Source organism: Paenibacillus sp. BK033 (genome assembly GCF_004345425.1).
GTDB lineage: Bacteria > Bacillota > Bacilli > Paenibacillales > Paenibacillaceae > Pristimantibacillus.
This window is the reverse complement of the sequence record NZ_SLVP01000005.1, coordinates 47604-72281: the sequence shown is the minus strand read 5'-3', so window position 1 is coordinate 72281 and position 24678 is coordinate 47604. Positions and strand designations below refer to the sequence as shown.

General features: G+C 54.2%; 23 protein-coding genes. 1 reads left to right on the top strand and 22 read right to left on the bottom strand.

Annotated elements, in window-relative coordinates; genetic code table 11:
* Nucleotides 1-37 precede the first annotated feature (37 nt).
* The 16 genes from EV294_RS17675 to EV294_RS17600 form a co-directional block, all read right to left on the bottom strand.
* Nucleotides 38-487: a VanZ family protein gene (locus tag EV294_RS17675; protein ID WP_132309091.1), complete on the bottom strand. Its 450-nt coding sequence runs from the start codon at nt 485-487 to the stop codon at nt 38-40.
* A gap of 61 nt (nt 488-548) precedes the next feature.
* Nucleotides 549-746 (bottom strand): helix-hairpin-helix domain-containing protein, encoded by a 198-nt coding sequence (locus EV294_RS17670; RefSeq protein WP_132309089.1) that lies wholly within the window; start codon nt 744-746, stop codon nt 549-551.
* A gap of 18 nt (nt 747-764) precedes the next feature.
* Nucleotides 765-1667 (bottom strand): DMT family transporter, encoded by a 903-nt coding sequence (locus EV294_RS17665; RefSeq protein ID WP_132309087.1) that lies wholly within the window; start codon nt 1665-1667, stop codon nt 765-767.
* Nucleotides 1668-1849: 182 nt separating this feature from the next.
* Nucleotides 1850-2698, bottom strand: coding sequence for an NAD-dependent epimerase/dehydratase family protein (locus EV294_RS17660; protein WP_132309085.1), 849 nt, complete (start codon nt 2696-2698; stop codon nt 1850-1852).
* 18 nt (nt 2699-2716) lie between these two features.
* Complete coding sequence (locus EV294_RS17655) at nt 2717-3655, bottom strand: aldo/keto reductase family protein (RefSeq protein ID WP_132309083.1); 939 nt, start codon at nt 3653-3655, stop codon at nt 2717-2719.
* Nucleotides 3656-3865: 210 nt separating this feature from the next.
* Nucleotides 3866-4582, bottom strand: a complete 717-nt coding sequence (locus EV294_RS17650) for a YebC/PmpR family DNA-binding transcriptional regulator (RefSeq protein ID WP_132309081.1) — start codon at nt 4580-4582, stop codon at nt 3866-3868.
* A 98-nt stretch (nt 4583-4680) separates the two neighbouring features.
* The gene (locus EV294_RS17645) at nt 4681-6912 is read right to left on the bottom strand and encodes a heavy metal translocating P-type ATPase (protein WP_132309079.1); all 2232 of its coding nucleotides are present in this window, start codon (nt 6910-6912) and stop codon (nt 4681-4683) included.
* A 183-nt stretch (nt 6913-7095) separates the two neighbouring features.
* Entirely contained in the window at nt 7096-8652 is a 1557-nt protein-coding gene (locus tag EV294_RS17640; RefSeq protein ID WP_132309077.1) for an ABC-F family ATP-binding cassette domain-containing protein, read from the bottom strand.
* Nucleotides 8653-8772: 120 nt separating this feature from the next.
* Nucleotides 8773-10215, bottom strand: coding sequence for a bifunctional 2-methylcitrate dehydratase/aconitate hydratase (locus tag EV294_RS17635; protein ID WP_132309075.1), 1443 nt, complete (start codon nt 10213-10215; stop codon nt 8773-8775).
* 36 nt (nt 10216-10251) lie between these two features.
* On the bottom strand, nt 10252-11370 hold the full coding sequence (locus tag EV294_RS17630) for a citrate synthase/methylcitrate synthase (protein WP_132309073.1): 1119 nt from the start codon (nt 11368-11370) through the stop codon (nt 10252-10254).
* 1 nt (nt 11371) lies between these two features.
* Nucleotides 11372-12271, bottom strand: coding sequence for a methylisocitrate lyase (prpB, locus tag EV294_RS17625; RefSeq protein WP_132309071.1), 900 nt, complete (start codon nt 12269-12271; stop codon nt 11372-11374).
* Nucleotides 12272-12282: 11 nt separating this feature from the next.
* Nucleotides 12283-13407: an acyl-CoA dehydrogenase family protein gene (locus EV294_RS17620; RefSeq protein WP_132309069.1), complete on the bottom strand. Its 1125-nt coding sequence runs from the start codon at nt 13405-13407 to the stop codon at nt 12283-12285.
* Between the two features lie 27 nt (nt 13408-13434).
* Complete coding sequence (locus EV294_RS17615; RefSeq protein ID WP_132309813.1) at nt 13435-14298, bottom strand: 3-hydroxybutyryl-CoA dehydrogenase; 864 nt, start codon at nt 14296-14298, stop codon at nt 13435-13437.
* 32 nt (nt 14299-14330) lie between these two features.
* Entirely contained in the window at nt 14331-15509 is a 1179-nt protein-coding gene (locus EV294_RS17610; RefSeq protein ID WP_132309067.1) for an acetyl-CoA C-acetyltransferase, read from the bottom strand.
* A 14-nt stretch (nt 15510-15523) separates the two neighbouring features.
* Nucleotides 15524-16621 (bottom strand): acyl-CoA dehydrogenase family protein, encoded by a 1098-nt coding sequence (locus tag EV294_RS17605; RefSeq protein WP_132309065.1) that lies wholly within the window; start codon nt 16619-16621, stop codon nt 15524-15526.
* Between the two features lie 169 nt (nt 16622-16790).
* Nucleotides 16791-17558: a MerR family transcriptional regulator gene (locus EV294_RS17600; protein ID WP_132309063.1), complete on the bottom strand. Its 768-nt coding sequence runs from the start codon at nt 17556-17558 to the stop codon at nt 16791-16793.
* A 155-nt stretch (nt 17559-17713) separates the two neighbouring features.
* Between EV294_RS17600 and EV294_RS30335 the strand changes: the two genes are divergently transcribed.
* Complete coding sequence (locus EV294_RS30335; protein WP_015844360.1) at nt 17714-17851, top strand: hypothetical protein; 138 nt, start codon at nt 17714-17716, stop codon at nt 17849-17851.
* 42 nt (nt 17852-17893) lie between these two features.
* Here EV294_RS30335 and EV294_RS17595 read toward each other — a convergent pair whose 3' ends face one another.
* From EV294_RS17595 to EV294_RS17570, 6 genes are all read right to left on the bottom strand, one after another.
* The gene (locus tag EV294_RS17595) at nt 17894-18895 is read right to left on the bottom strand and encodes an ABC transporter ATP-binding protein (protein WP_132309061.1); all 1002 of its coding nucleotides are present in this window, start codon (nt 18893-18895) and stop codon (nt 17894-17896) included.
* Between the two features lie 36 nt (nt 18896-18931).
* Nucleotides 18932-19708: an ABC transporter permease gene (locus tag EV294_RS17590; RefSeq protein ID WP_132309059.1), complete on the bottom strand. Its 777-nt coding sequence runs from the start codon at nt 19706-19708 to the stop codon at nt 18932-18934.
* Nucleotides 19705-20514 (bottom strand): ABC transporter permease, encoded by an 810-nt coding sequence (locus EV294_RS17585; protein ID WP_132309057.1) that lies wholly within the window; start codon nt 20512-20514, stop codon nt 19705-19707. Before EV294_RS17585 ends, EV294_RS17590 begins: the two co-directional genes overlap by 4 nt.
* Complete coding sequence (locus EV294_RS17580) at nt 20511-21698, bottom strand: serine hydrolase domain-containing protein (protein WP_165930720.1); 1188 nt, start codon at nt 21696-21698, stop codon at nt 20511-20513. Before EV294_RS17580 ends, EV294_RS17585 begins: the two co-directional genes overlap by 4 nt.
* A gap of 27 nt (nt 21699-21725) precedes the next feature.
* Entirely contained in the window at nt 21726-22880 is a 1155-nt protein-coding gene (locus EV294_RS17575; protein ID WP_132309053.1) for a serine hydrolase domain-containing protein, read from the bottom strand.
* Nucleotides 22881-23082: 202 nt separating this feature from the next.
* A complete protein-coding gene (locus EV294_RS17570; protein WP_132309051.1) occupies nt 23083-24654 on the bottom strand; it encodes an ABC-F family ATP-binding cassette domain-containing protein in 1572 nt (523 codons plus the stop codon).
* Between the last annotated feature and the right edge of the window lie 24 nt (nt 24655-24678).

The following is a 24678-nucleotide window of genomic DNA, read 5'->3' as shown; positions in this document are numbered from 1 at the left end:
TGGCACGGTTTTCTCTTTTATTCCTTGATTAACTCCTTCAACGGGACATGAACTGCTTGATTATGACCAGTCCAATGCCAGCCCCAAACGTATTCAAGATAATATCGTCAATATCGAAGCTTCCGACTCTGGTTACGAGTTGAATCGCTTCTACAAGGAAAAGTGTAAGGATTATAGCCGCGAGACTTCTGGCTGCATGGAACAATCTGCGACTAAGCAGCGGGAAGCAGACGCCAAGCGGAATGAACAAAACGATATTGCCGAACAGGTTCTTCATCCAGGCATCGGCATTGTAAGCATGCCGGTGGTAGATTAACGATTTGATCGTATGAAACGGGACAAGGTTGTAATTATAGTCCGGCCATCTGTAACTGCTGCCGCGAATAAACAACAGCTTGATCATAACGAGACTATACAGCATGAACAAGACAAGAACGATGACATGCACGGGCTTCGTCAAGAGCCTGTTCGTTTCAATCTTTCGCATAAGGCATACCCACCTCTTTCACCGTGCCAAAAAAAGCAGCGGTTGCCCGCTGCTCTCTTCGTTATTTGCGGAAGGCTAATCCCTTCTCGGCAAGCGCCTGGCGAAGCAGGACGATTGCGGTTGGGCCGACGCCATGGAGCGTCAGCACCTCGGCTTCGGTCAGCCCTGAAAACTGCTCAAGCTTCAAGTAACCCGCTTGAGTAAAGGCGCGCTTCGCCGGCTTGCTTAGCTTGGCCGGAAGGTCACTCGCTTGATCCATCGTATTCGCTCCTTTGCTCTATACCGCTGCTTCTACGTTATCTACCTGCTTCACCGTCTTCTTTCTTGGACCGGAGAAGTTAAGAAGCAGGAAGCCCGCCACAAAGATGAGCGTACCGATAATGATATAGCTGGTAATCGGATCCTGGAAGAAAATATACGCCCACAGAATCGAGAATAACACGGAGCTGTTTCCAACGATGGCTACCACGGCGAACGGCACCCGCTTCATCGCCTCCGCGAACCAGAAGAAGCTTAAGCCCGTAATAACGCCAAGGCAGACCAGTGCCAGCCAAGCACCTGCCGTCGACACTCCCGTAAATCCTTCGCTTTGGAACGGAATGGGAATCGATACCATCAGCGTTGCAATCAGGAAGACGGAGAAGTTCATATTACCGTTATCCATGGTCTTGACCAGCATGCGCTGGCTCATGACATGAACCGCCGCGCCGATTCCCGCCAGAGTAAACAAGATGGTGGTTAATCCGCTGCTTCCCATCAGCTCGTCGAGCGGAACGCCGTTCCAACCGACGACGATAACGCCAACAACGCATAATGCCGCGGAGATCCATCCTGCGCGCGTCACCTTTTCCTTAAAGACGAAGCTGCCTGCAAACAGCAGAATGACGGTCTGAACGGGTTGTACGAGAATATTGCCATAAGAGTAACCGATCATCAGCGCGATGTTCTCGAATATATAATTGGCGGATTTGCCCGCCGCCCCGTACCAGAGCCATTTCATCCGGTAGCGGAACTCAATCCTCCCATTTTTCATCAGCAAATAAATCCCAAGCACAACAACGCCAAAGAAGAACCGGCAGAAGGAGATGATGGAGCTGTCGACCATCGCGGAAGCTGTTTTTACAAGCACGCCAACAAAGCTCCATGCCAAAGTTGCCAAAAATAGAAACAGATAACTCACAAGCAGCCGCACCTTCTTATGTCCATTAAGTAAGTTCCATTACGCAAGCGTATAAAGTATACTCCCCGTTTGGGAAGGCTGTCTATATAAAAGACGATTTTCGCCAATCAAATATGGCCATGCGAACGCCGTCTTTCCGCAAAAAAAGGCCCTTACCCCACTGGATAAGGACCGTTTTGCATTTATTTCTCCAGCTGCTCGCGCCAGAAATATTTCGGCTGCCAGCCAAGCAGCGATTTCGCTTTGTCGCTGTTCAGCAGCGACTCAAAGCCTTCGAGCGGCGCCCGGAAATCGGTAACTTCCGGGTAACGGGCAGCCATCAGCTCACGGCTGGCGATGTCCATGCTGGACTCGTCGTTCGCAAGGTTTATCGCTACCGAACCAAGCCCCTCCGCTTTAATGGCAAGCTCGCAGGCTTCCGCAACGTCGCGCGTATCGATGTAGCTCCACAGAATGCGCTCGCGTTCCTCCGGCTTATGGATAAACGAAGGGAACCGTTCATACCATTCCGGCGGGATGACGTTGCCGAGGCGCAGCGATACGACCTGCATGCCGGTACGGCGGTTGAACATATCGGCTGTTGCTTCGTTAACGATTTTGGACAATCCATAGCTATCCTGCGGGAGCTGCGGGTGAGCCTCGTCCATTGGTACGTATTGCGGACCAAACGGGTGCTCCGCGAAGCAGATGCCATACGAGGATTCGCTGGACGCAATAACAGCCTTTTTGATGCCAAGCCCAGCCGCGGCTTCCAGCACGTTGTAAGTAGACATTACATTGTTGCGGAAGGTGACCTCCGGCGGCACCATGCCGGCTCTCGGAATAGCCGCCATATGAACGACCGCATCTGCGCCAGCCAGCGCTCCGTAGGTCTGACCCAGATCCTCCAGGTTCACGATTAGGGTCGGACAAATCGATTCGTCCGGTTGACGCGTATCTACGTTTAGCACCTCATACCCTCGGTCCACAAAATGCTTAACGATCCATCGTCCAAGCATCCCGCTTCCGCCGGTAACTACGACTTTAGCCATCTGGGATGTCTCCTTCTCTTACTTCAGAATAGTTTCGATTTGCTCCAGTACGTCTTCGCTCAAGGTAATGCCCGAAGCTTTCGCATTTTCCGTCACTTGATCCGGACGGCTTGCGCCAACAAGCGCGCTTGCTACGTTTGGTTGACGGAGAATCCAAGCCAGCGCGAGATTGCCTACGCTGATGCCGAGCTCTGCAGCAATGGTTTCCAGCTGGCGAACCTTATTGATTTTCTCTTCCGTGATGCCTTTGCCCATCCAATCGATCTTAGCCGCGCGGCTGTCCGCAGGGAATTCGGTTGCAGACGTGTATTTGCCGGTCAGCAGGCCTTGCGCCAGCGGCGAGAAGACGACTTGGCCGATGCCGGAGCGTTCGCTAAGCGGAATGATTTCCTTCTCGATATAACGCTCAAACATATTATAGATCGGTTGGTTAACCACAATACGGTCCAGCAGGTAACGATCTGCTACGCCAAGCGCTTCGGCGATTTGCGACGCCTGCCATTCGCTTACGCCGACATACAGCACTTTGCCGGAACGCACCAGATCATCGATCGCGCGAAGCGTTTCATACAGCGGGGTTTCCGCGTCATGACGGTGGCAGTAGTAAATATCGATGTAATCATGGCCAAGACGCTTCAAGCTTGCATTCGCCTGCTCGATCACATGCTTGCGGGACAAGCCGCGGTCGTTAGGGCCATCGCCCATCGGCCAGAACACTTTCGTAGCCAGAACATAGGATTCGCGCGGATACGCTTTCAACGCTTCGCCAACCAATTCCTCCGCGCCGCCACGCTCGTACACATTTGCCGTATCGAAAAAGTTAATTCCCAAATCGTAAGCCGTGCGAATCGCGTTTACCGCATTTTCGCGTTCCACGTAACCGCCATATGTAAGCCAGCTGCCTAAGCTGATTTCGCTAACCTTCAGACCTGTACCGCCAAGTTTCCGATATTTCATCGTATTGCTCCTCCATTCGTTTACCGAAAATTTTTATTCCAAACCCAAACGGCTGTTCTCCAGCCAACCTTATTCTAAAGGACATCCGCCGGGCTGAAAAGAACTGAAATGTTTTTCATTAGATTGGTTCGAGGTTACCTACTATACTTGGATATACCTCGATACATACAAAAAAACGGCCGCCCTCAGGCGACCGTCTCGCAAACTCGATTATTCAAATTCAACGTTATGATAAACCTGTTGAACGTCTTCCAAATCCTCAAGCGCGTCAATCAGCTTCTCGAAGGATGCGACCGCATCTTCCGGAAGAGTAACGAAGTTTTGCGCAAGCATCGTTACTTCGGCTACCGCAAACTCCGAAATGCCGGCATTTTTGAATGCCTCCTGCACCGCATTGAATTGATCTGGTGCCGCATAGACCATGATAGTCTCGTCTTCTTCCACGATATCGCGAACGTCAACGTCTGCTTCCAGCATAATTTCCATTACTTCATCCAGCGATTTGCCTTCCACGCCGATTACGGCGGTTTGGTCGAACATGTACGATACCGATCCGCTTACGCCCATGTTGCCACCGGCTTTGTTGAAAGCCGAGCGCACTTCCGGAGCCGTGCGGTTCACGTTGTTCGTCAGGGCATCCACGATAATCATGGAGCCTGCAGGACCAAATCCTTCGTAACGAAGCTCGAAATATTGTTCGTCCGAGCCGCCTTTAGCCTTCTCGATCGCGCGGTCGATAATCGCCTTCGGTACGTTATACGTCTTCGCGCGCTCAAGAACGAACTTCAAAGCGCCGTTGGATTCGGGGTTAGGCTCGCCTTTCTTCGCCGCTACGTAAATTTCAAGACCGAATTTCGCATAAATGCGGCTTGTGTTAGCGTCTTTCGAAGCTTTTTTTTCTTTAATGTTATTCCACTTACGACCCATGCTGCACCACTTTCTTCATTTTTCTATATGCCTATTATAACGGCTTTTCCTTGTATTGGACAACCCTAATCCGATTGCGGCGCAGAACGGCAAACTCCTTAACGTCTTACTTGGAGCTTCTGAAGTCTTAGAGCATTCAGGACGACGGATACGGAGCTTAAAGCCATTGCCGCTCCGGCTACCCAGGGCGCAAGCAGGCCGATTGCCGCAATCGGAATGCCAAGCGTGTTGTAGCCAAGCGCCCAGAACAGATTCTGCTTAATATTCCGCATCGTCATCCGGCTGATGTAGATCGCATCCGGGATGCTCTCGAGATCGCCGCGCATCAGCGTAACGTCCGCCGCTTCCATCGCCACATCGGTCCCGGTCCCTATCGCCATGCCGATATGGGCGGTAGCCAGCGCGGGCGCATCGTTAATGCCGTCGCCAACCATGGCAACGATATGGCCCTGCTGCTGCAGCTTTTTCACTTCCGCCGCCTTGCCTTCCGGCAGTACCTCGGCCAGCACATGATCAATTCCGGCCTGCGCGGCAATCGCTAACGCGGTGCGTTCATTGTCCCCGGTAACCATAATAACCTTGATTCCAAGCTCTTTGAGCCGCCCAACCGCGGATACCGAGCTCTCCTTAATCGTATCCGCAGCCGCGATGATCCCGGCGTATTGCCCATTGATGGCAACCAGCATCGCCGTCTTGCCCGCTTCCTCCAATTGGTTCATGACCGGGTAAACCTCCTTCGCATGAACACCGTTTTCCTCGAGCAGCCTGCGGGTTCCGATCAACACCGATTTCCCCTCCGCGACGGCCCGGATCCCAAAGCCCGGCAAAGCTTCAAACGACTCCGCGGAAGCAAAAGGTATACCCCTCTCCCGTATACCGTCAGCTATCGCAACGGCGAGCGGATGCTCGGAGAGCTGCTCCGCTCCGCCAACCAGCCGCAAAAATTCCGTTTCGTCCCCTTCGTCCGCAACAAGGATATCCGTTAACGACGGTTTTCCGTTAGTTACCGTCCCTGTTTTATCGAGAATAATCGCATCCACCTTGTGGGTCTGCTCGAGATGCTCGCCGCCCTTGAACAATATGCCTACCTCCGCCGCACGGCCGGAACCCGCCATAATCGAGGTGGGGGTCGCGAGACCAAGCGCGCAAGGGCAAGCGATTACCAGGATCGCGATTGCGGTCTCGAGCGCGGCGGTCAAATCTCCCGGCTTGACAAAAATCAGCCACACCAGGAAAGCGACAACCGCTATACCCGTTACAATCGGGACGAAAATGCCGGAAATAACGTCTGCAACGCGTTGAATCTGCGCTTTGGAGCCTTGCGCTTCCTCCACGACCCGGATAATCTGGGCAAGCGCCGTATCCGCTCCTACCTTTGTCGCCTGCACCTTCAAAACGCCGTTCCCGTTAATGGTTGCTCCGATTACGGTATCGCCAGGGCTTTTCTCCACCGGCAGGCTTTCGCCCGTCAGCATCGCTTCGTCAACGGCCGAAGCGCCTTCCAATACCAAACCGTCAACGGGAATCTTCTCGCCCGGCCGGACCATGACGATATCGCCTTTGATCACTTGCTCAAGCGGAATGTTCCATTCCTGTCCGTCCCTTACGACCGTAGCCGTCTTCGCTCTCAGTCCCATAAGCGACTTGATCGCTTCCGAGGTCCGCCCTTTGGCCAATGTCTCGAACAGCTTGCCAAGCAATACAAGGGTTATCAGAATCGCGCTGGTCTCAAAGTACAGCTCTGGAGCATGGTGCATGGATGAGCCTTCCGTTTCCCATTTGACCGTTGCGTATAAGCTGTAGAAATAAGCAGCCGACGTGCCAAGCGCGATGAGTACATCCATATTGGCGCCGCCGTTGCGCAGAGCTTTATACGCGCTCACATAAAAGGAACGGCCGATATAGAACTGTACGGGCGTTGCCAGAACAAGCTGGAACCACGGGTTCATAAACAGCTCCGGCACATACAGCCAGGAAGTAAACGAAAAATGTCCAACCATGCTCCAAATAAGCGGAAGCGATAATAAGGCTGATATGGCGAGCTTCCTGATTTGCCCCTTTTTTTCGGGATGCTTCTCGTCCGCTGCTCTTTCCACGCGTTCGGACGCAGAATAGCCCAGCTGCTCGACCTTGCGTTCTATATCTTGGGCGGAAACTTCACTTGGCGCATATTCCACGCGGGCCGTTTCCATCGCGAAGTTCACCGTTGCGGAGGCAACGCCCGGAAGTTTGTTCAGCCCTTTCTCTATGCGGTTCGCGCATGCGGCGCAAGTCATTCCGGTTATATCAAAGGTGGTCTGGTCATGATCATTCGTTTGCACGGGAGCCATAAGCAACACATCCGTTTCTTATTATCGTTGATTGGCTTCAGTATACCCCCCACCCGTATATATGTCAATCATTAAAAATACCTATAGGGGGTATATTGAGCGGTTATCCCGTCCGCTCAAAAAAATCCTGCCTGACAACAAGCTGTCAGGCAGGATCCGTTCTATCTATTATGCGCCAAACGATTAGAATACTTTCGTCGTCCAGGACTCGCAGTTCCACGTTTCCGTAACAACCTGCTGATAAAATTCAGGTTCGTGGGAAATCAGGATAATGCTGCCTTTGTACGCTTTAAGCGCACGGGCGAGCTCTTCCTTCGCGTCTACGTCCAAGTGGTTCGTAGGCTCGTCGAGCACAAGAAGGTTCGTCTCGCGGTTAATCAGTTTGCAAAGGCGCACCTTCGCTTTCTCGCCGCCGCTAAGCACCGCGATTTTGCTCTCGATATGCTTGGTCGTGAGACCGCATTTCGCGAGCGCCGCGCGAACCTCGAACTGCGTAAACGACGGGAACTCGCTCCAAATCTCGTCGATACAGGTATTGTTGTTTGTTTCTTTCATTTCCTGCTGGAAGTAACCGATGCTCAGGATGTCGCCAAGCTGAACCGAGCCCTCAAGCGCAGGGATTTCACCAAGGATGCTGCGGAGAAGGGTTGTTTTGCCGATGCCGTTCGCTCCGACAAGCGCAATCTTCTGGCCGCGCTCCATGCGGAGGGTCAGCGGTCTCGACAGCGGTGAATCATAACCGATAACCAGGTTATTCGTCTCGAAGATCAGCTTGCTGGACGCGCGTGCCTCGATAAAGTTGAACTGCGGCTTTGGCTTTTCCTTCGCCAGCTCGATCACATCCATCTTATCCAGCTTCTTCTGTCTCGACATCGCCATGTTCCGGGTCGCAACGGATGCTTTGTTCCGGGCAACGAAGTCCTTCAGCTCGGCAATCTCCTGCTGCTGGCGCTTGAACGCCGACTCCAGCTGCTGCTTTTTCATTTCGTAAACTTCCTGGAAATGATCGTAGTCGCCGACATAACGGTTCAGCTCCTGATTTTCCATATGGTAGATCAGGTTGATTACGCTGTTCAGGAACGGGATATCGTGGGAGATCAGAATAAACGCGTTCTCGTACTCCTGCAGGTAACGCTTCAGCCACTCGATATGCTGCTCGTCCAAATAGTTGGTAGGCTCGTCCAGGAGCAGAATGTCCGGCTTCTCGAGAAGAAGCTTCGCGAGCAGAACCTTCGTGCGTTGGCCGCCGCTCAAATCATGCACGTCTTTATCGAGGCCGATGTCGGTGAGGCCAAGGCCGCGTGCCGTTTCATCGATTTTCGCATCGATTAGGTAGAAGTCCTGGTTCGTCAGCGTATCCTGAATCGTGCCGACATCCTCCAGAAGCTTCTCCAGCTCCTCCGGCGATACTTCGCCCATGCGGCCGTACATGTCGTTCATCTCTTGTTCCATGTCAAACAAATATTGGAATGCGCTCTTCAGTACGTCGCGCATGGTCATTCCTTTGCTAAGCACCGCATGCTGGTCGAGGTAACCAACGCGAACCTTCTTCGACCATTCGACCTTGCCGTCATCCGGCTGAAGCTTGCCGGTAATAATGTTCATGAACGTGGATTTGCCTTCGCCGTTTGCGCCGATCAGACCGATATGCTCCCCTTTGAGCAAACGGAACGATACGTCGTTAAAAATCGCGCGGTCGCCAAATCCATGGCTTAATCTTTCAACGTTTAATATACTCATGAATGCACCTTTTCTTTTTAATCTTTTTTCCTCGTTATATTATAAGCGTTAGAGGGCTCATAACTCAATGAAGGATGTCAAGAAAAGATGAAAAAAGCGGCCTTTTGCAAGGCCGCGCCGTCAAATGACGAATAAATCGGAAAATCGATCCACCTCTATGCGCTCCAAAGCTTCCTGATCGAGGCATAAAGCGGCGATCCGACCGGCTTGCTTCGCCGGGAACCGCGTCCGCAAATTCTCCTCGAATTTGCTCACCAATAAAGGTATGCCTTCCTCTCTCCTTCTCCGGTGGCCGATCGGATATTCCACCTCTACTTTGCCGGTTGAGGAACCGTCCGCGAAAAACACTTCAATCGCATTGGCGATCGAACGTTTCTCGGCATCCAGATACTCTTTGGAATACCTCGGATCCTGAGCCGTGCGCATCAGATCCCGAAGCTTATCGATCCGCGGGTCGGAAGCCGCCGCATCCTCGTAATGATCCGCCGTTAATTCGCCATGCAGCAGGCCGATCGCAACCATGTATTGCAGGCAGTGATCGCGATCCGCCGGATTATGGAGCGGTCCCCGCTTGTCGATGATGCGGATCGCCGACTCATGGGTCGTAAGCTCGATCGCGGCAATTTCGTGAATCCGGTCTTTCACAAGCGGGTGCAGCCGAATAGCCGCCTCAACGGCAGTTTGCCCGTGGAATTCCGCCGGAAACGAGATTTTGAACAAAACATGCTCCATGACGTAAGACGCAAACGGCCTTGCCTGAACGACAGGCTTTCCTTTAAACAGCGCGTCCTGGAACCCCCAACCCGGGGCGGTCAGCACGGACGGATAGCCCATCTCGCCACGCAGAGCCATCATGGCGAGCCATACCGCGCGGCTTGTCGCGTCGCCGGCAGCCCAGGATTTTCTCGAGCCCGTATTAGGGGCATGACGGTACGTCCGCAGAGCATGACCGTCAAGCCAGGCATGCGAGACGGCATTTACGATCTCGTCCTTGCTTCCCCCAAGAAGCTGCGCCACTACGGCGGTCGAAGCGATTTTGACAAGCAGCACGTGATCGAGCCCTACCCGGTTAAAGCTGTTCTCAAGCGCGAGTATTCCTTGAATCTCATGCGCCTTGATCATCGCCGTCAGCACTTCGCGCATCGTAAGGGGCGCTTTGCCTTCGGCTCTGTTCTTGCGGCTTATATAATCGGCGGCAGCCAGAATCCCGCCAAGATTGTCGGAGGGATGGCCCCATTCGGCGGCCAGCCACGTGTCGTTGTAATCGAGCCAGCGGATCATGCAGCCGATCTGAAAGGCCGCCGTGACCGGATCCGTCTGCGTTGAAGTACCCGGCACCCGCGCGCCGTTCGGCACAACGGTGCCCGGTACAAGCGGACTTAGAAGCTTGGCGCATTCCGGATAACGGAGCGCCAAGAGTCCGCAGCCGAGCGTATCCATCAGGCAAAGCCTAGCCGTGTCGTATGCTTCCTCGCTCGTCAGCTCCTTATGAAGTACGTAGTCCGCGATATCGACCAGCAGCGGATCGGGCTCGGGACGGTTCGTTTGAAACGTTACGGACATTTAAGTCGTGCTCCTTCCTGACAGGTCGTCACTGAACTAGCGCTGATCGAGCGGCAGCCACTCCTGCGGATCGGGTCCGATATAATCGGCGCTTGGACGGATAATCCGGTTCCCTGCCCGCTGCTCCATGACATGCGCCGACCAACCCGCAAGACGGGACAACACAAAGACAGGAGTAAATAACGGTGTGGGAATCCCCAAATGAAAGTACGCCGAAGCGCTGTAGAAATCCAGATTGGGGAACAGCTTCTTCTCGCGGCGCATCACCTGTTCGATTCTCTCGGAAATCTCGTACAGCTTCCGGTCGCCGGCCTGCTCCGACAGGGCAAGCGCCCACTCCTTAATCACATCGGAGCGGGGATCCGAAACCGAGTAGACGCGATGGCCGAACCCCATGATCAGCTGCTTTTGCCGAAGAGCCTCCAGAATACCCGCCTCCGCGTCATCCGGATTGTCGTATCGCTCAATGAGCGCCATCGCCGCCTCGTTGGCACCGCCGTGCAGCGGTCCGCGCAGCGTGCCCACTCCGGTTGTAATCGCGGAATAATAATCGGATAGCGTGGAGGCCGTAACCCTTGCCGCGAACGTAGAGGCATTGAATTCATGCTCCGCGTATAACGTCAGGGAAACATCCAGCGCTTTGGCATGCTGCTCCTCCGGCTCCTTCTGATGCAGCAGCTGCAAAAAATGCGCAGCCGTATCGCCACCGGCTCCGGCCGTGTCGATTCGTATGCCTCGATTCTGGTAGTGATACCAGTACAACAGAATCGATGACGTGCAGCCAATCAACCGGATCGCAATATCCAAAGCCAAGCGCCCTTCCTCCTCCGGCTCGAACGAGGCAAGGGCAGAATAGCCGGTCCGGAGCACATCCATCGGATGGGTGCTGCCAGGCAGCAGCTCGAGTATGCCGGTTAAAGCGGGCGGCAGCTCCCGGCTTGAGGCGAGCTGCTTCCGGAACATGCCAAGCTGCTCGGCATCCGGAAGCCATCCGTACAAGAGTAAATAAGCTGTCTCCTCAAAGGCTGCGAATCGGGCTAAATCGTAGATGGAATAACCGCGGTACGATAATCCCTTCCCTTCCTTGCCGACCGTCGAAATTCGAGTCTGGCCGGCGATAACAGCCGCAAGGCCTCCTTGCTTGGGTACCGGCATACTACCCCTCTCCCTTCTCCTCCTTTTGCTCCGCTCCAAACAACGCGTCAAGCTTATGTTCATAGTCATAATAGTGAAGAAAATCGTACAGCTCCGCCCGCGTCTGCATCAGATCAACGACCTTCTGCTGCGAACCCTCTTCGCGAATTGCGCGGTAGACGCGCAGCGCCGCAGCGTTCATGGCCCGAAACGCCGATAAAGGGTACAGCGCCAGGCTGACTCCCGCATCCCGGAGCTGTTCCACGGTGAACAGCGGCGTTTTTCCGAATTCCGTTATATTCGCCAGAATAGGTACCTTCACGGCCTCGGCAAACCTCTTGTATTCGTCCAGACTGCCTACCGCTTCGGGAAAAAGCATATCGGCTCCCGCTTCCACATACCTCTGGGCACGCTCAATGGCGGCCTCAAGCCCTTCGGAAGCCAGAGCATCCGTTCTCGCCATAACGACAAAGCTGCCGTCGGTCTTTGCGTCTACCGCGGCTTTGATCCGGTCGACCATCTCTTCCGTCCGCACCATGGCCTTGTTGGGGCGGTGACCGCATCTTTTTTCCGCTGCCTGGTCCTCGATATGGACGGCCGCAACGCCGGCTCTCTGCACTTCCTTTATCGTTCTGGCGATCTGAAAGGCACCGCCAAAGCCGGTATCGATATCGACTAGCAACGGCAGCTCCGTTACGTTCGTAATCCGGCGAATATCCTCAAGCACGTCCTGAAGCGTCGTTATTCCCAGGTCAGGAAAACCAAAGGAAGCATTGGCGACACCCGCACCGGATAAATACAACGCGCGAAAGCCTACCTGCTCCGCCATCATGGCGGCATACGCATTTATCGCCCCCGCCACCTGAAGAGGCTGCTCCGCCTGAATCGCTTCCCGAAGCTTAAGTCCGGGGCTACTTCGCATACAAGTCACCTTCATTTCATCAATCTGCCGCTGATCACAAGGCGGTGAATTTCATTGGTACCCTCGTAAATTTGCGTTACCTTGGCATCTCTGAACAGCCGTTCGGCGGGATGCTCCTTGGATAACCCCTCTTCGCCCAACAGCCGGACGGCTGCTCCGGACACGGCAACGGCCGTATCGGAAGCAAACATCTTGGCCATTGACGCTTCCTTCGTGCAAGGCCTGCCTTCCTGCCGAAGCGAAGCGGCACGGTAGACCAGGAGCCTGGCGGCCGCCGTTCTTGCCAGAAGCTCCGCCAGCTCGGTGTCCCGGGAAGTATAGGGAGAGCCCTTTGGCGGACCAAACCGATCGCGGAGGAGCTGTATCGAGGCTTCCGCAATTCCAAGCGCTTGCGCGGCTATGCCGATGCGGCCGCCGTCAAGCGAGCCTTTGGCAATCGCGAATCCTTCGCCGTCCCGTCCCAGCCGGTACTCTGCGGGAATACGCAGCTGTTCGAAATGCAGCTCGCAGGTATTGGAGCCATGTAGACCCATTTTCCGTTCCGGCTTGCCGATATGAAGCCCCTTCGCATCCCCCGGCACGATAAATGCGGTAATGCCGCCTGCACGCTTCGTCCCGTCCGTGACGGCAAATACGACGTATACCCCGGCCGCCCCGGCGTTGGTAATAAACAGCTTGGAGCCGTTTAGTTCATAATGGTCGCCTTTCCGTTCGGCTGACGTCCGTATAGCCGCAGCATCCGAGCCCGCATGCGGCTCCGTTAAAGCAAAGGCCCCAATCCACTCGCCGGAAGCCAGCTTTCGCACGAATTGCCCGCGCTGCTCCTCCGTGCCGTAATTCAGAATGGGAAGCGTGCATACGGAGGTGTGCACGGATAAGATAACGCCAACCGCAGCGCTGACTCTCGACACTTCGTTAATCGCGATAATATAAGAGATAAAATCCGATCCGGCACCGCCCCACTGCTTCGGAACGGGGATTCCCATCCACTCCCGCTCCGCCATCCTGCGGATGATCTCGGCAGGAAACCGCTCCTCGGATTCCATACGTGGCACGGCCAATGCGATTTCCTGAGCGGCAAACCGCCGAATAGCCTGCCGGATTGCTTGCTGCTCCTTCGTAAACCGGAGTTCCATGGACAATCGCTCCTTTCGGGTGCGATTCTAATCGTAGTTGTAAAAGCCCTTCCCGGTTTTCTTCCCTAACCAGCCGGCGGAAACATAGTTGCGCAGCAGCGGGCACGGCCGATACTTCGAATCGCCAAACCCCTCGTGCAGCGTCTCCATAATGTACAAGCAAGTATCCAGCCCGATAAAGTCCGCGAGAGCAAGCGGGCCCATCGGATGATTCATGCCCAGCTTCATAATCCGATCCACCGCTTCAGGCGTTGCCACGCCTTCATATACGGCATACACCGCCTCGTTAATCATCGGCATGAGAATCCGGTTCGAGATAAAGCCCGGATAATCATCAACCCGTACCGCCGTCTTCCCAAGCGATTCGGCAAGGGCAACCGTCGCTGCCAGCGTTTCGGCAGAGGTGGCAAGCCCCCGAATCACTTCCACAAGCGCCATTACCGGAACCGGATTCATAAAATGCATGCCAATCACCTGCGAGGGGCGTTTCGTCACGCCAGCGATAGCCGTAACCGACAGCGAAGAGGTATTTGTCGCAAGAATGGCATGCGGCGGGCATAGACGGTCCAATTCCTTGAACAGCTTCCGTTTGAGCTCCAGCTGTTCAGGGATGGCTTCAATCACAAAGTCGGATTGCCGGCAGGCTTCCAGCGTAACAACCGGCGTCAGCAACCGCATGGCGGCTTCCTGCTGCTCCTTTGTCAGCCGTCCTTTCTTGACGAACCGTTCCAGGGAGCTTCCGATCGCGTACATTCCCCGCTCAACCGCCGCTTCCGTAATATCGTAAAGCGCGGTCTCATAGCCGTATTGCGCCAAAGTCTGGGCGATGCCGCTTCCCATTTGCCCGGCTCCCAGAACGGTCACCTGACGGATTTGCCGTACCTGCTCCATCGCCTTCACCCCGTTCTCGTTCAAGCTTTCGTTCAAGCATCAACCTGCAGCAACATCGCGTCGCCTTGCGCTCCGCCGCTGCAAATCGCGGCGATCCCTAATCCGCCTCCCCGCCGCTTCAGCTCGTGAATCAGCGTCAGGACAATGCGGGCGCCGCTTGCGCCAATCGGATGTCCAAGCGCGATCGCCCCGCCGTTAACGTTTACCTTTTCGGGATCCCAGCCAAGCATTTGACCGCTGATCAGCACCACCGAAGCGAAGGCTTCGTTCACTTCAATAAGATCGATCTTCTCCAGCGGAACCCCCGTCTGCTTCAGAAGCTTGCGGATCGCAAGCGCCGGGACGGTTGCCAGATACGCCGCTTCCGCGCCTGCCGAAGCATGCCCGATTACGGTCGCAAGCGGCTTAACGCCAAGACGAACGGCTTCCTCCGAAGACATGACCGTTACCGCGGCAGCCCCGTCATTCACACCGGGAGCATTGCCGGCCGTAATCGTCCCGGTCCGGTCGAAGGCGGGCTTTAATCGGGCCAGCTTTGCCGCATCCGTATCCGGACGGGGACACTCGTCGGCAGCATGCTCCGTCCCGTCATCGAGGATAACGGGAACGATTTCCTCGGCAAAGCGGCCGCTCTGCCGAGCGGCTACCGCGCGCAAGTGGCTGCGAAGCGCCCAATCGTCCTGCTCTTGACGTCCGACATTAAACTCGTCTGCCACCCGGTTGCCCAGCGAGCCCATCGGCACCTGATGGAACGCGCAAAACAAGCCGTCATGATTCATCAGATCAACGAGTGCCGTATTGCCCATTCTAGCGCCCCATCTCGCCGTTGGAACGGCATACGGGGTGCGACTCATACTTTCCATTCCGCCTGCCACAACGATCCGGGCATCACCGGAACGCACCATTTGATCGGCCATCGTTATGGCCCGCATGCCCGATGCGCATACCTTGTTTATCGTTTCCGACGGTACTTCCCAGCTTAGACCCGCCAGCCTCGCCGCTTGCCTGGACGGAATCTGACCGGCTCCCGCCTGAAGCACCATCCCCATAATGACGCCATCTACTTGACCGGGCGAAATACCGGATCTTTGCAAGGCGCCCGTAATCGCGGCAGCCCCAAGCTGAACGGCTGGTACGGATTTGAACTGGCCGCCAAACTTGCCAAATGCCGTTCTTGCTCCTGCTACGATGACTGACTGACGATTAGACATGCCGTCCGATCCTCCTATTCCGACTCCAAGCTTAAAATAGCCGGGTACGACTGCGCCGAGGCAGCTTCCAGACCTTTGGCATCCCGCAGATAACGTTCTACGAGGTATTCGCGCATATAGCCGTATCCCCCAAAAATCTGTACCGCCTCGATGGCCGTCGCAACCGCGTGTCTGATCCCGTAAAGCTTAGCCATGGCTGCCTTCGAGCTGCCTGACAGGCCTCTGTCAACGGACCAGGCCGCATCATAGACAAGCCACCTTGATGCCTCCACATTCGCCGCCATATCCGCCAGTTTAAACGCAATGCCTTGCTGGCGTCCGATCGGTTTACCGAATTGCGTTCGTTCCTTCGCGTAGGCTAAAGCGGCATCCAATGCCCCCTGGGCAATTCCCGTAGCTTGAGCAGCCGCGCTAAGATCACGCATAACGTTAATGCCGTTAAATACATCTTCAGCGCTTGGTTCCTTGTTTCCCTTAACCACATTAAATAAATAACAGTCAACCGATTGAAAACGAAGCTCCGCGCTTGGCATTCCCCGCAAACCAAGCTTGCTTTTCCGAGGCTCGCAGGTTAAGCCGGGACTGTCACCCGAAAGAATGCTGAGCGAAAGTTCTCCGGACCGGTGCCTGATGAGCCCTATATAATCATCCGCAATGCCAGCCAACTCGACGGACGGAATAGATCCGACAAGATTATAGGTGTCTGCAGCCGTCCTTTTCCCCCTTAGAGTCGGATGCGAATAAGCAATAGTTCCGAGTCTTTTTCCGGTAGTTAATGGCATTAAATTTGTCTCCCGCAAATGCTCGCTTCCATGCTTGGCAAGCACCCACGCCGCTGTTGTATGCGCCCCAAGCACAGCCGAGGTGGAAGCACATACCCGTGCAAGCTCTTCCAAGACAATCGAATAAGCGAGTATGTCGCTTCCCGCTCCGCCCCACTCCTCCGCAATCGGAATCCCCGTTAAGCCCATTTCCGCCATATCGTCGAACAAGCGGCGGTCAAACCGTTCAAGCTCATCTCGCTCAACCGCCCCCCGGGCGAGCTCGCTTTCCGCAAAATCCCTTACAGCCGCACGCGTCAGCTCATATTCCTCGTCCAGCTGAAACCGCATCTCCCCCTCCCCCTTTCCGCAAAAGGACAACCTATTCGACGGATTCCGAACCACTATCAATATATGAAGGAGCCTAACGCTAACATGCCGCGCGCAATAAAAAAGGAGCTGTCCCGTGAGTCATGAATATGACACTGGGATAACCCCTCTTACATTCAGTTTACTGGGACTACGCCTTCTTCACGCCCGTGTAGATATGAATGGCGTCCCTCAAGAAAGCAGCCGCTCCGGGCTGATCGGTATCGTAGTAGGCGGTGAACCGTTCATCATCCACATACATTTGGGATAATCCGGCATGAGCTTCCTTCGAGTACTCCTTCCAATAATACATCAGCCAACGCTTGTGAAGCTCCGCCGTTTTCTGCGCCAGCTCTCCCGCGGGATCACCGGTTTTAATGGCTTCCGCCAAGGCGGTTTTGATCTCTTCACCAAGCCGTGTTACTTCATCATACTGCTCCTGCGTCATGTTGCTCAGCTTCGCATTGGACGCGTTTACGGCATCCTCGCCGTATTTCTCCCGGATTTCCTTGCCGTATTTCCTCTCGTTCTCAACAATCAGCTTCTGCTTGAAGCCTTCGAATTTTTGTTGGTCAGACATAGTCATTCTCCCTTCCGCATGCTCAATGGATTGCTCGACATTCCGGATCAGGACATCCAGCTGCCGCCTTCTGTCGAGAAGCTGCTCGCGGTGCTCCTTCAGCGCAGTCGACTTATCGAAAGCCGGATCATGAATGATCTGCCTGATTTGCTCAAGACCTAGACCAAGCTCGCGGAAGAATAATATCTGCTGCAGCAGATCCACCTCCGCCTGCCCGTAAATCCGGTACCCGGACGAACTGACTCTTGCCGGCTTTAACAGTCCAAGTTCATCGTAATACCGCAAGGTTCTTGTGCTTACGCCCGCGAGCTGTCCCAGCTTCTGTACGGTATATTCCATATTGCTCACCTCCCGACAACCCTACTCTACACCTTGACGTAACGTCAAAGTCAACGGCATTTTTGCCTGTTTTCTTAAATTTTTATTTCCTTCATTATACAATGCATGAATTAGCCAAAGCCCGCTCAATCTAGAAGAGGTGGAGGTGAGAAATAATGACAGGACGCAACAATAAGCCCGATAATGACGGACCTGCGGCAAGCCCTTCGCGCCTTGACCAATTCGGCGATAAGCTTGCCGACAATTCCGGATCGGTTCCGAAGAAGAACAGCAGCAACAATACTTGCAAATAAAAGTGAAAAAAAGGACTGCCGGCAACGGCAGTCCTTTCCCGCTTATGGCTTAGTCGCAGCCGACTCGACGGCGGCTTCAGCCAAATACAGCTCCTTCATAATGGATTCAATCGGTATAGCGTCAATCGCCATGTCCACAATGCCATAGACCTCGTTAAATTCCCGGATGAAACGTTTCAGAGGCAGCACGCTCGTATCAATCTCCAGCGCTAGCTCCAGCGGACCTTTCCGCTCCGTAACCGTCATCCCCTGGATGCGAATATCCGGCACGACGGATTCCGTCGTCAGACGGACAGACTTCTTGTCGCCAAGCCTGCTTCTTAAATCGCCAAGCGAATCATCCACCACAATCTCGCCATGGTTGATCACGATCACCCGCTCCGCGAGCAGCTCGACATCCTCCAGGTCATGCGTGGTTAATAGAAAGGTAACACCTTGTCCGTTCATGCTCCGGATAAAATGGCGGATATTCTCCTTCGCAATCATATCCAGCCCAATCGTGGGTTCATCGAGAAACACGATATCCGGCCGGTGCAGCATCGCCATTATAAATTCGCATTTCATACGCTCGCCTAATGACAGCTGGCGGGTTGGCTTTCTTATGATATCGCCAACGCCAAGCAGCTCGGTGAGCTCATTTAACGTGGACTGATACTGCCGCTCCGGAACCCCGTATATCGCTTTGTTCATATAGAAGGCATCGATGGGAGGAATATCCCATAGCAGCTGCGACTTCTGTCCGAAGACGGCGCCAATGCGGCCGACATACTGTCTTCTCTGCTTCCACGGAACAAGCCCCAGCGCTTTTACCTCACCCGATGTCGGGTGCAGGACACCCGTCAGAATCTTGAGCGTCGTTGACTTCCCCGCTCCGTTCGGGCCAAGGAAAGCCAGCATTTCCCCTTGCGGAACGGTAAAAGATAAATCATGAACGGCCTTGATCTCCTTCATCGGCCGTCTGATCAAATTACGCGTCACTTCGCGAAGCGTGTGGCCTCGTTCATGGGTCGTATAGGTTTTCGTCAGATTTCTGACTTCAATCATGCGAACTCGTCTCCCCTTCGTATCCACTGCTTACGGCTAGCCGCCGGCACTTGTGTAACCTCTCAGCATCCGGTTCCAATACAGCATCCCGAGCGCCAGGAAACCTGCAGCCGGCAGCAGCGCCCATAACCCTCCCCAGCCGGTCCGGCCAAGCAGCGCTTCGGCGGGAACAAAGGCAATCAGGCCTACGGGAAGAACATAAGTGAATATATTTTGCAGCGATTTCGAGAAGATGGTTCCCGGATACATGCCGAAGCTTGTAAAGGCGTCAAATATATCAAAGACTCTGCTGCTGCCGACCCAGCGGAACAGCATGCCGGACAAGAACAGCGATACCGCGCATAACATGGTTACCGATGCCAGGAATAGAAGCACGAACTGCAGCCATGCCCCCCCGCCGGGCGTTTCCATCCCGTTTAAGGCGTAAACGAACAACACCGTGCCGCTGAACAATCTTCCGAAATCATCCGGGTCAAAGCCCGTAATCATCGCCATCAGCATAACGGGTCTTGGCCGGAGCAGCAGCAGGTCAAACGTTCCTTCGCGGACATGGCCCAGCGTAGTCCCTACCATCCCGAAGAAGAACGGAAAGGCAATTCCCTTGGACAACGCGAACACCGCTTGAATTAGCAGCGCCTCATGCATGGTCCACCCGGGAAACGAAGCGCCCGACTTGTACACAAGCAACGTAACGAGCGGAACGATCAGATCTCCGATAACGAGCATTAGTACACTGATGAAGAAATGGCTGCGATACGCCATCTGCTCCGCAAATTTGGTTCGAAGGACCGCGCCGAGCAACGTCTCTCTCATACGCCCACCCCCGTAAATCTCCGCATGGCAGCGTTGTACAGAAAGGTCATGGTTAAAGCGGCGACCGCAACGGCTACGGCTTGCAGGCCTACCGCCTGAGGCAGCGACAGATGGAAGCCGGCAAGCTCATAGTCTCCTCCATATACCCTGGTCGGCAAATAAGTGATGAACTGAAAAGGCAGGAAAAACAATATTTTCTGCAGCGCATCCGGGAAGAAGGACAGCGGGATAAATACCCCCGCGCAAATATCCTTCAGCAGCAGGAACACCCGCCGGATTCCTTCTGCCCGGATCAGCCAGAAGGCGGTTAGTCCAACGCAATAATTGATCATAAAGTTCATCAGGAAGCTGAACGCAATCGACAAGATCGCCCAGCCCGGAGCCGCGGGCTGCAGATTTACGCCAAAGACAAAGATAAACAAAAGAAGAACAGGCAGCACTTCAACCCATAGCGCGAGCGAGCGGTGGCCGATCTTCTGGGCAAGCGCGAAGAGCCAATGCGGCAGCGGCCTTAGGGCAAAGGTGACAAACTTCCCGCTGCGCACCAGCATCTGCAGGTTCCAGTCGGCGAAGTCAAACGAGATGTAATGGATAAGGCTGGCGACGCCATAATAGGTAAGCATTTGTTGATAGGTCAGTCCGTTTAACGTTTCATGCCCTTGGTATACGGCCTTCCAGATAAACACCTGAACCAGGAACATGACAGGACCAACGAGCAGCGAAGCCGCCATATGCGACCGGAACGCAGCCCACTCCTTGTAGGTCGCTAAGCCGATCGCGGAAATGACGGCGGTCAACCGCTTCACAGCCAGCCGGAGCCGATAATATTTTGCGTACCGTTAATCGACTCCGGACACCAGTCCAGATTGGAAGGCACAAAGAACACAACGACCGATTGATGCTGAGGATCAACCAGCAGCTTGCAGCGTCCTGCCCCTTCGTGACCGTATGAACCGACAGGCAGCCAGTCGTCATGCCCCGTCAGATTGGCTCCAAGTCCGTAAGTAAAGCTTTTGATTCGCCCTCCCCAGCAAAAGCCTTCAATCCCGCTGTTCAGCACATTCGTGCTCATCTTCTCGACCGACTTGCGGGACAAGATTTTGACGCCGTCAAGCGTTCCGTTGTTAAGCAGCATCTGACCAAAGCGATACAAGTCATCCAAGGTGGAGTTCAAGCCGCCTCCGGCTCTTTGGGGACTGTACTTGCGGTCATGCTTCTTCGTATCGCGGTTCTCCTCCTGCACGTTAATCCAGCATACCTCGCCCAGCAGCTCCTCCGGAATTTCGAAGAACGTACGGTTCATGCCAAGCGGCTTTACGATCTTCTCCATCACGTACTGCTCGAACGGAATTCCGCTTGCGCGGGATACAATCTCGCCCAGGACATTGAATCCGGCTGACGAATAACTCCACTCCGCGCCGGGCGCCGATAACGGCTGGCCGGACAAGAGCGATCGAATCCACTGGCTGCGGCGCAGCTTCTCCAGCTCCTCCGGATCCGTGACGGCATCCGGCCCTTCCGTCTCCGGCTCGAAGGCGAAGAGCATATCCCACCAGCCTCTCGGATAAGGCTCCTGGAAGTAGCCGGGATCCGCCTGCAGGCCTGAAGTATGGGTCAAGAGGTGCCAGATTTGAATTTTCTCGTACGTGGCATTTTTGAATTCTCCGATCCACTCCGATACCGACTGCCGGAGAAACAGCTTGCCCTGCTCGACCAGCTGGAAGATCGCCGTTGCCGTAAACAGCTTGGTTACCGACGCGATCCTGCGGATCGTATCGTCCTTGTAGACCGAATCGGGATCCGTATATTTGAGCTGTCCGAAAGCCCCTTTTGCAAATATCTTGCCATTGGAAGAGAGAAGATAAGCCGCGCTTTGAATCCGGTTCTGTTCGATAAGCGACTTGAAATGCTCCTCCAGCCGAAGCCGCGCATCCGGATCGAATCCGGTCTCCTGCGGTTGTATTGCCGTGTATACATCCGATGTTGACATGGGCATCCCTCCGTTAAAGGCTAATTATTATTCCAATCCCGACCAGACGATAGCCCGCGGGGTAACGACCGATTCATTCGTAAAGCCTTTATGGCTTGGAACCAAAAATGCGAATACCAGTTCCTCGACTGGATCCACGTATAAGCCGCAGTGACCGTAGCCTTCATGCGAGAAGGTTCCTTTGCTGGCCAGATCGAAATGATCCACCGACCAGCCTAACCCGTATTTGAAATCCGTATGAAGATTGCCCCAGCCCCTGTTCGTCAAGCCATGCAGATGATTGGCCGTTTGCAGCTCGACGGACCTTTTGGACAATACGCGATTGCCGTTGCCGGCTCCGCCGTCCAGCATCATCTGCCCGAATTTCCACAAGTCCTCCAGCGTCGAATAAAGACCGTTGCCCGCCACGTTCGGCATGTCCGCCGTCCGCTCGCGCGGCTCGTATATTTCTCTCTTCTCCCAATCATTCGTGCAGCAGACCAAGCCCCGTTGTTCTTCCGGCACCTTGAAGAAGGTTTTCGTTAAGCCCAGGGGAACCAGAATCTCATCGTGTATGTACGCCTCGTAGGACTTGCCGGATACCTTGGCGATAATCTCGCCCAATACGGCATACCCGCTTGAGCAATAGATCCATTCCTTGCCCGGCATGCGCTGCATTGGACCGGATAACACAACCTGCAGCCAATTGACATGCGGATAAGCCTTCTTCGCTTCGTGCGCCATCCACTCGTACCACGGAAGACCGTAAGGCTCCTGATAAAAGCCGGGATCTCCCTGAAGGCCGGAGGTATGGGTAAGCAGCTGGAAAATCGTAATGCCGCGGTGCTTATCGTTATCGAATTCGGGAAGGATCCGGCTGACGGATTCCGTCAGGAAGATTCTCCCGCGGTCAACCAGCTGATGAATGGCAACCGCCGTGAACACTTTCGTGATCGAGTAAATCTTCCGAATGGAATCAGGTCGGAGATCCGCGCTGCTTTCTTCATGGCGGAGCTTGCCAAGCGAGCGATGCGCGAATACCTTTCCTTTTCTTGCGATGATATAGCTTGCGGCCTGAATCGTACCGTTTCCGATAATGGAAGCATAATGATCGTCGAGACGGCGGAGATGCTCTCTATCGAAGCCGACTTCCTCCGGACTGGCGCTGGTCCAGCCTTCATGAATGTGAATCATGTCCTGCATTTGAATTGACCCCTCCCTAAATTGGAGAATCATGGAAATAGAAATATATTCCTATTCTAAGAGCACGAATGTTCGTATGTCTATGCCTTTTTCGTGTATAAACAAAATATATTTTGCGGCTTGTTTAAAGCTTTGAACTTTTCCCGTAATAAAAAAGGCAGGACATAAGCACATACGCGCTTTGTCCTGCCTTTGCGTTTCTCTACAAGCTCTGCTCGCTTACTCCGGTCTCCGGATCGAAGGTCAGCATCTTGGTTCCGATTTTATCGATAAAGAATCGATCATGACTGACGGTGATAACCGCTCCCGGGAAATGAATTAACGCCTGCTCCATCACCTGAATGCTCGTTAAATCAAGGTGATTCGTTGGTTCGTCCAAGAGGATAACGGCGGCACCGGAGAGAAGGCATTTGGCAAGCGCAACGCGTGCCTTCTGCCCGCCCGACAGGTTGCCGATAAATTTGCTCAGATCATTCTCCGAGAATTGCAGCATGGACAGGAACTTATTAACCTTTTTCCGCGGCGCATCCAGGCCCAGCCCATACGTGTTCACCGCGTGGCTGACCGTGTCCTTCGGATCGAGCTCCTCCCACATCCGGTTGAAATAAGCGTAACTTACCCCTCTTTCCCAGACGACTTCGCCGGATTCCGGCTTCTCCTGCCCTGTCAACGCCTTGATGAGAGTGGATTTACCGCTCCCGTTAGGGCCAACGATTACGAGACGGTCTTCCTTCTGAATATCAAAGCTGATATTCTCGAATATCCGCCTGCCGTCATAGGTTTGGCTGATCTTCTTCACTTCGCATAACTTATCCGGAAAACGCAGCTTCTCGTAAATATCGGTGATCAGCACATTAACGGGATGAGGCTCAATCCGTTTCTTATTGTCCGCCAGTTTGCGAGAGAGACGGTCTTTCGACGTCTTCCTGCTGCTGCGGCTGTCGATGGCTTCAGCCTCCATGAGGAGGAGCTCCTCCTCCCACTCGAATTGGCGGTCCAGCTCCTTCTTGCGCATTTTCTTCTTGCGGACATAATCGGTGTAATTGCCGTCGTATTCCTGAAAATGATAGTTCTCGATCTCAATCGTTTTCGTAACGACTTTATCGATGAATTCCCTGTCATGGGAAACCAGAATCATGGCCCCCTTGAACCGGAACAGCCACTGCTCCAGCCAAGCGATGCCTTCCATATCCAAATAGTTCGTAGGCTCGTCGAGCAGGACAACATCCGGTGTTTGTATGAGCATTTTCGCTAGTGCCGCGCGGTTTCTCCAGCCTCCGGACAACTCGTCGACCGGCTGATGACGCGAATTATCGTTGAACCCCAGCTTCGTAAGCACGGTGTTAATCTCGACGGACACATTCCAGCCGTCCAAATGCTCCATTTGCTCGAACAATTCCGCCTGTCTCGAGAGCAGCTTGTCCATCTCTCCGTCATCCGTCGCCATTCCCAGCTTTTCCGCAACCTCCTGCAGCTCCCGCTCGATATGGGCAACTTGCTCAAAGCACATTTCCAGCTCCTGATGAACGGATAAGCTGCCGCTAAGCTCCGAGAACTGCGAGAAGTAGCCGATTTTCACTTGCGGATCGATTTCTACTTTCCCGTTCGTTGGCTCCTCCTTGCCCATAATAAGCCTGAATACCGTCGACTTCCCCGCACCGTTACGGCCAATCAAGCCAACGCGCTCCCCTTGACTCAGGCGAAAATAAATATCGCGAAAGATCATAGCGTCTTCATATTTCTTGGTCACATTCTCTAATCTAATTACGCTCATCGCTATCATCCTTTCATTCTTCTA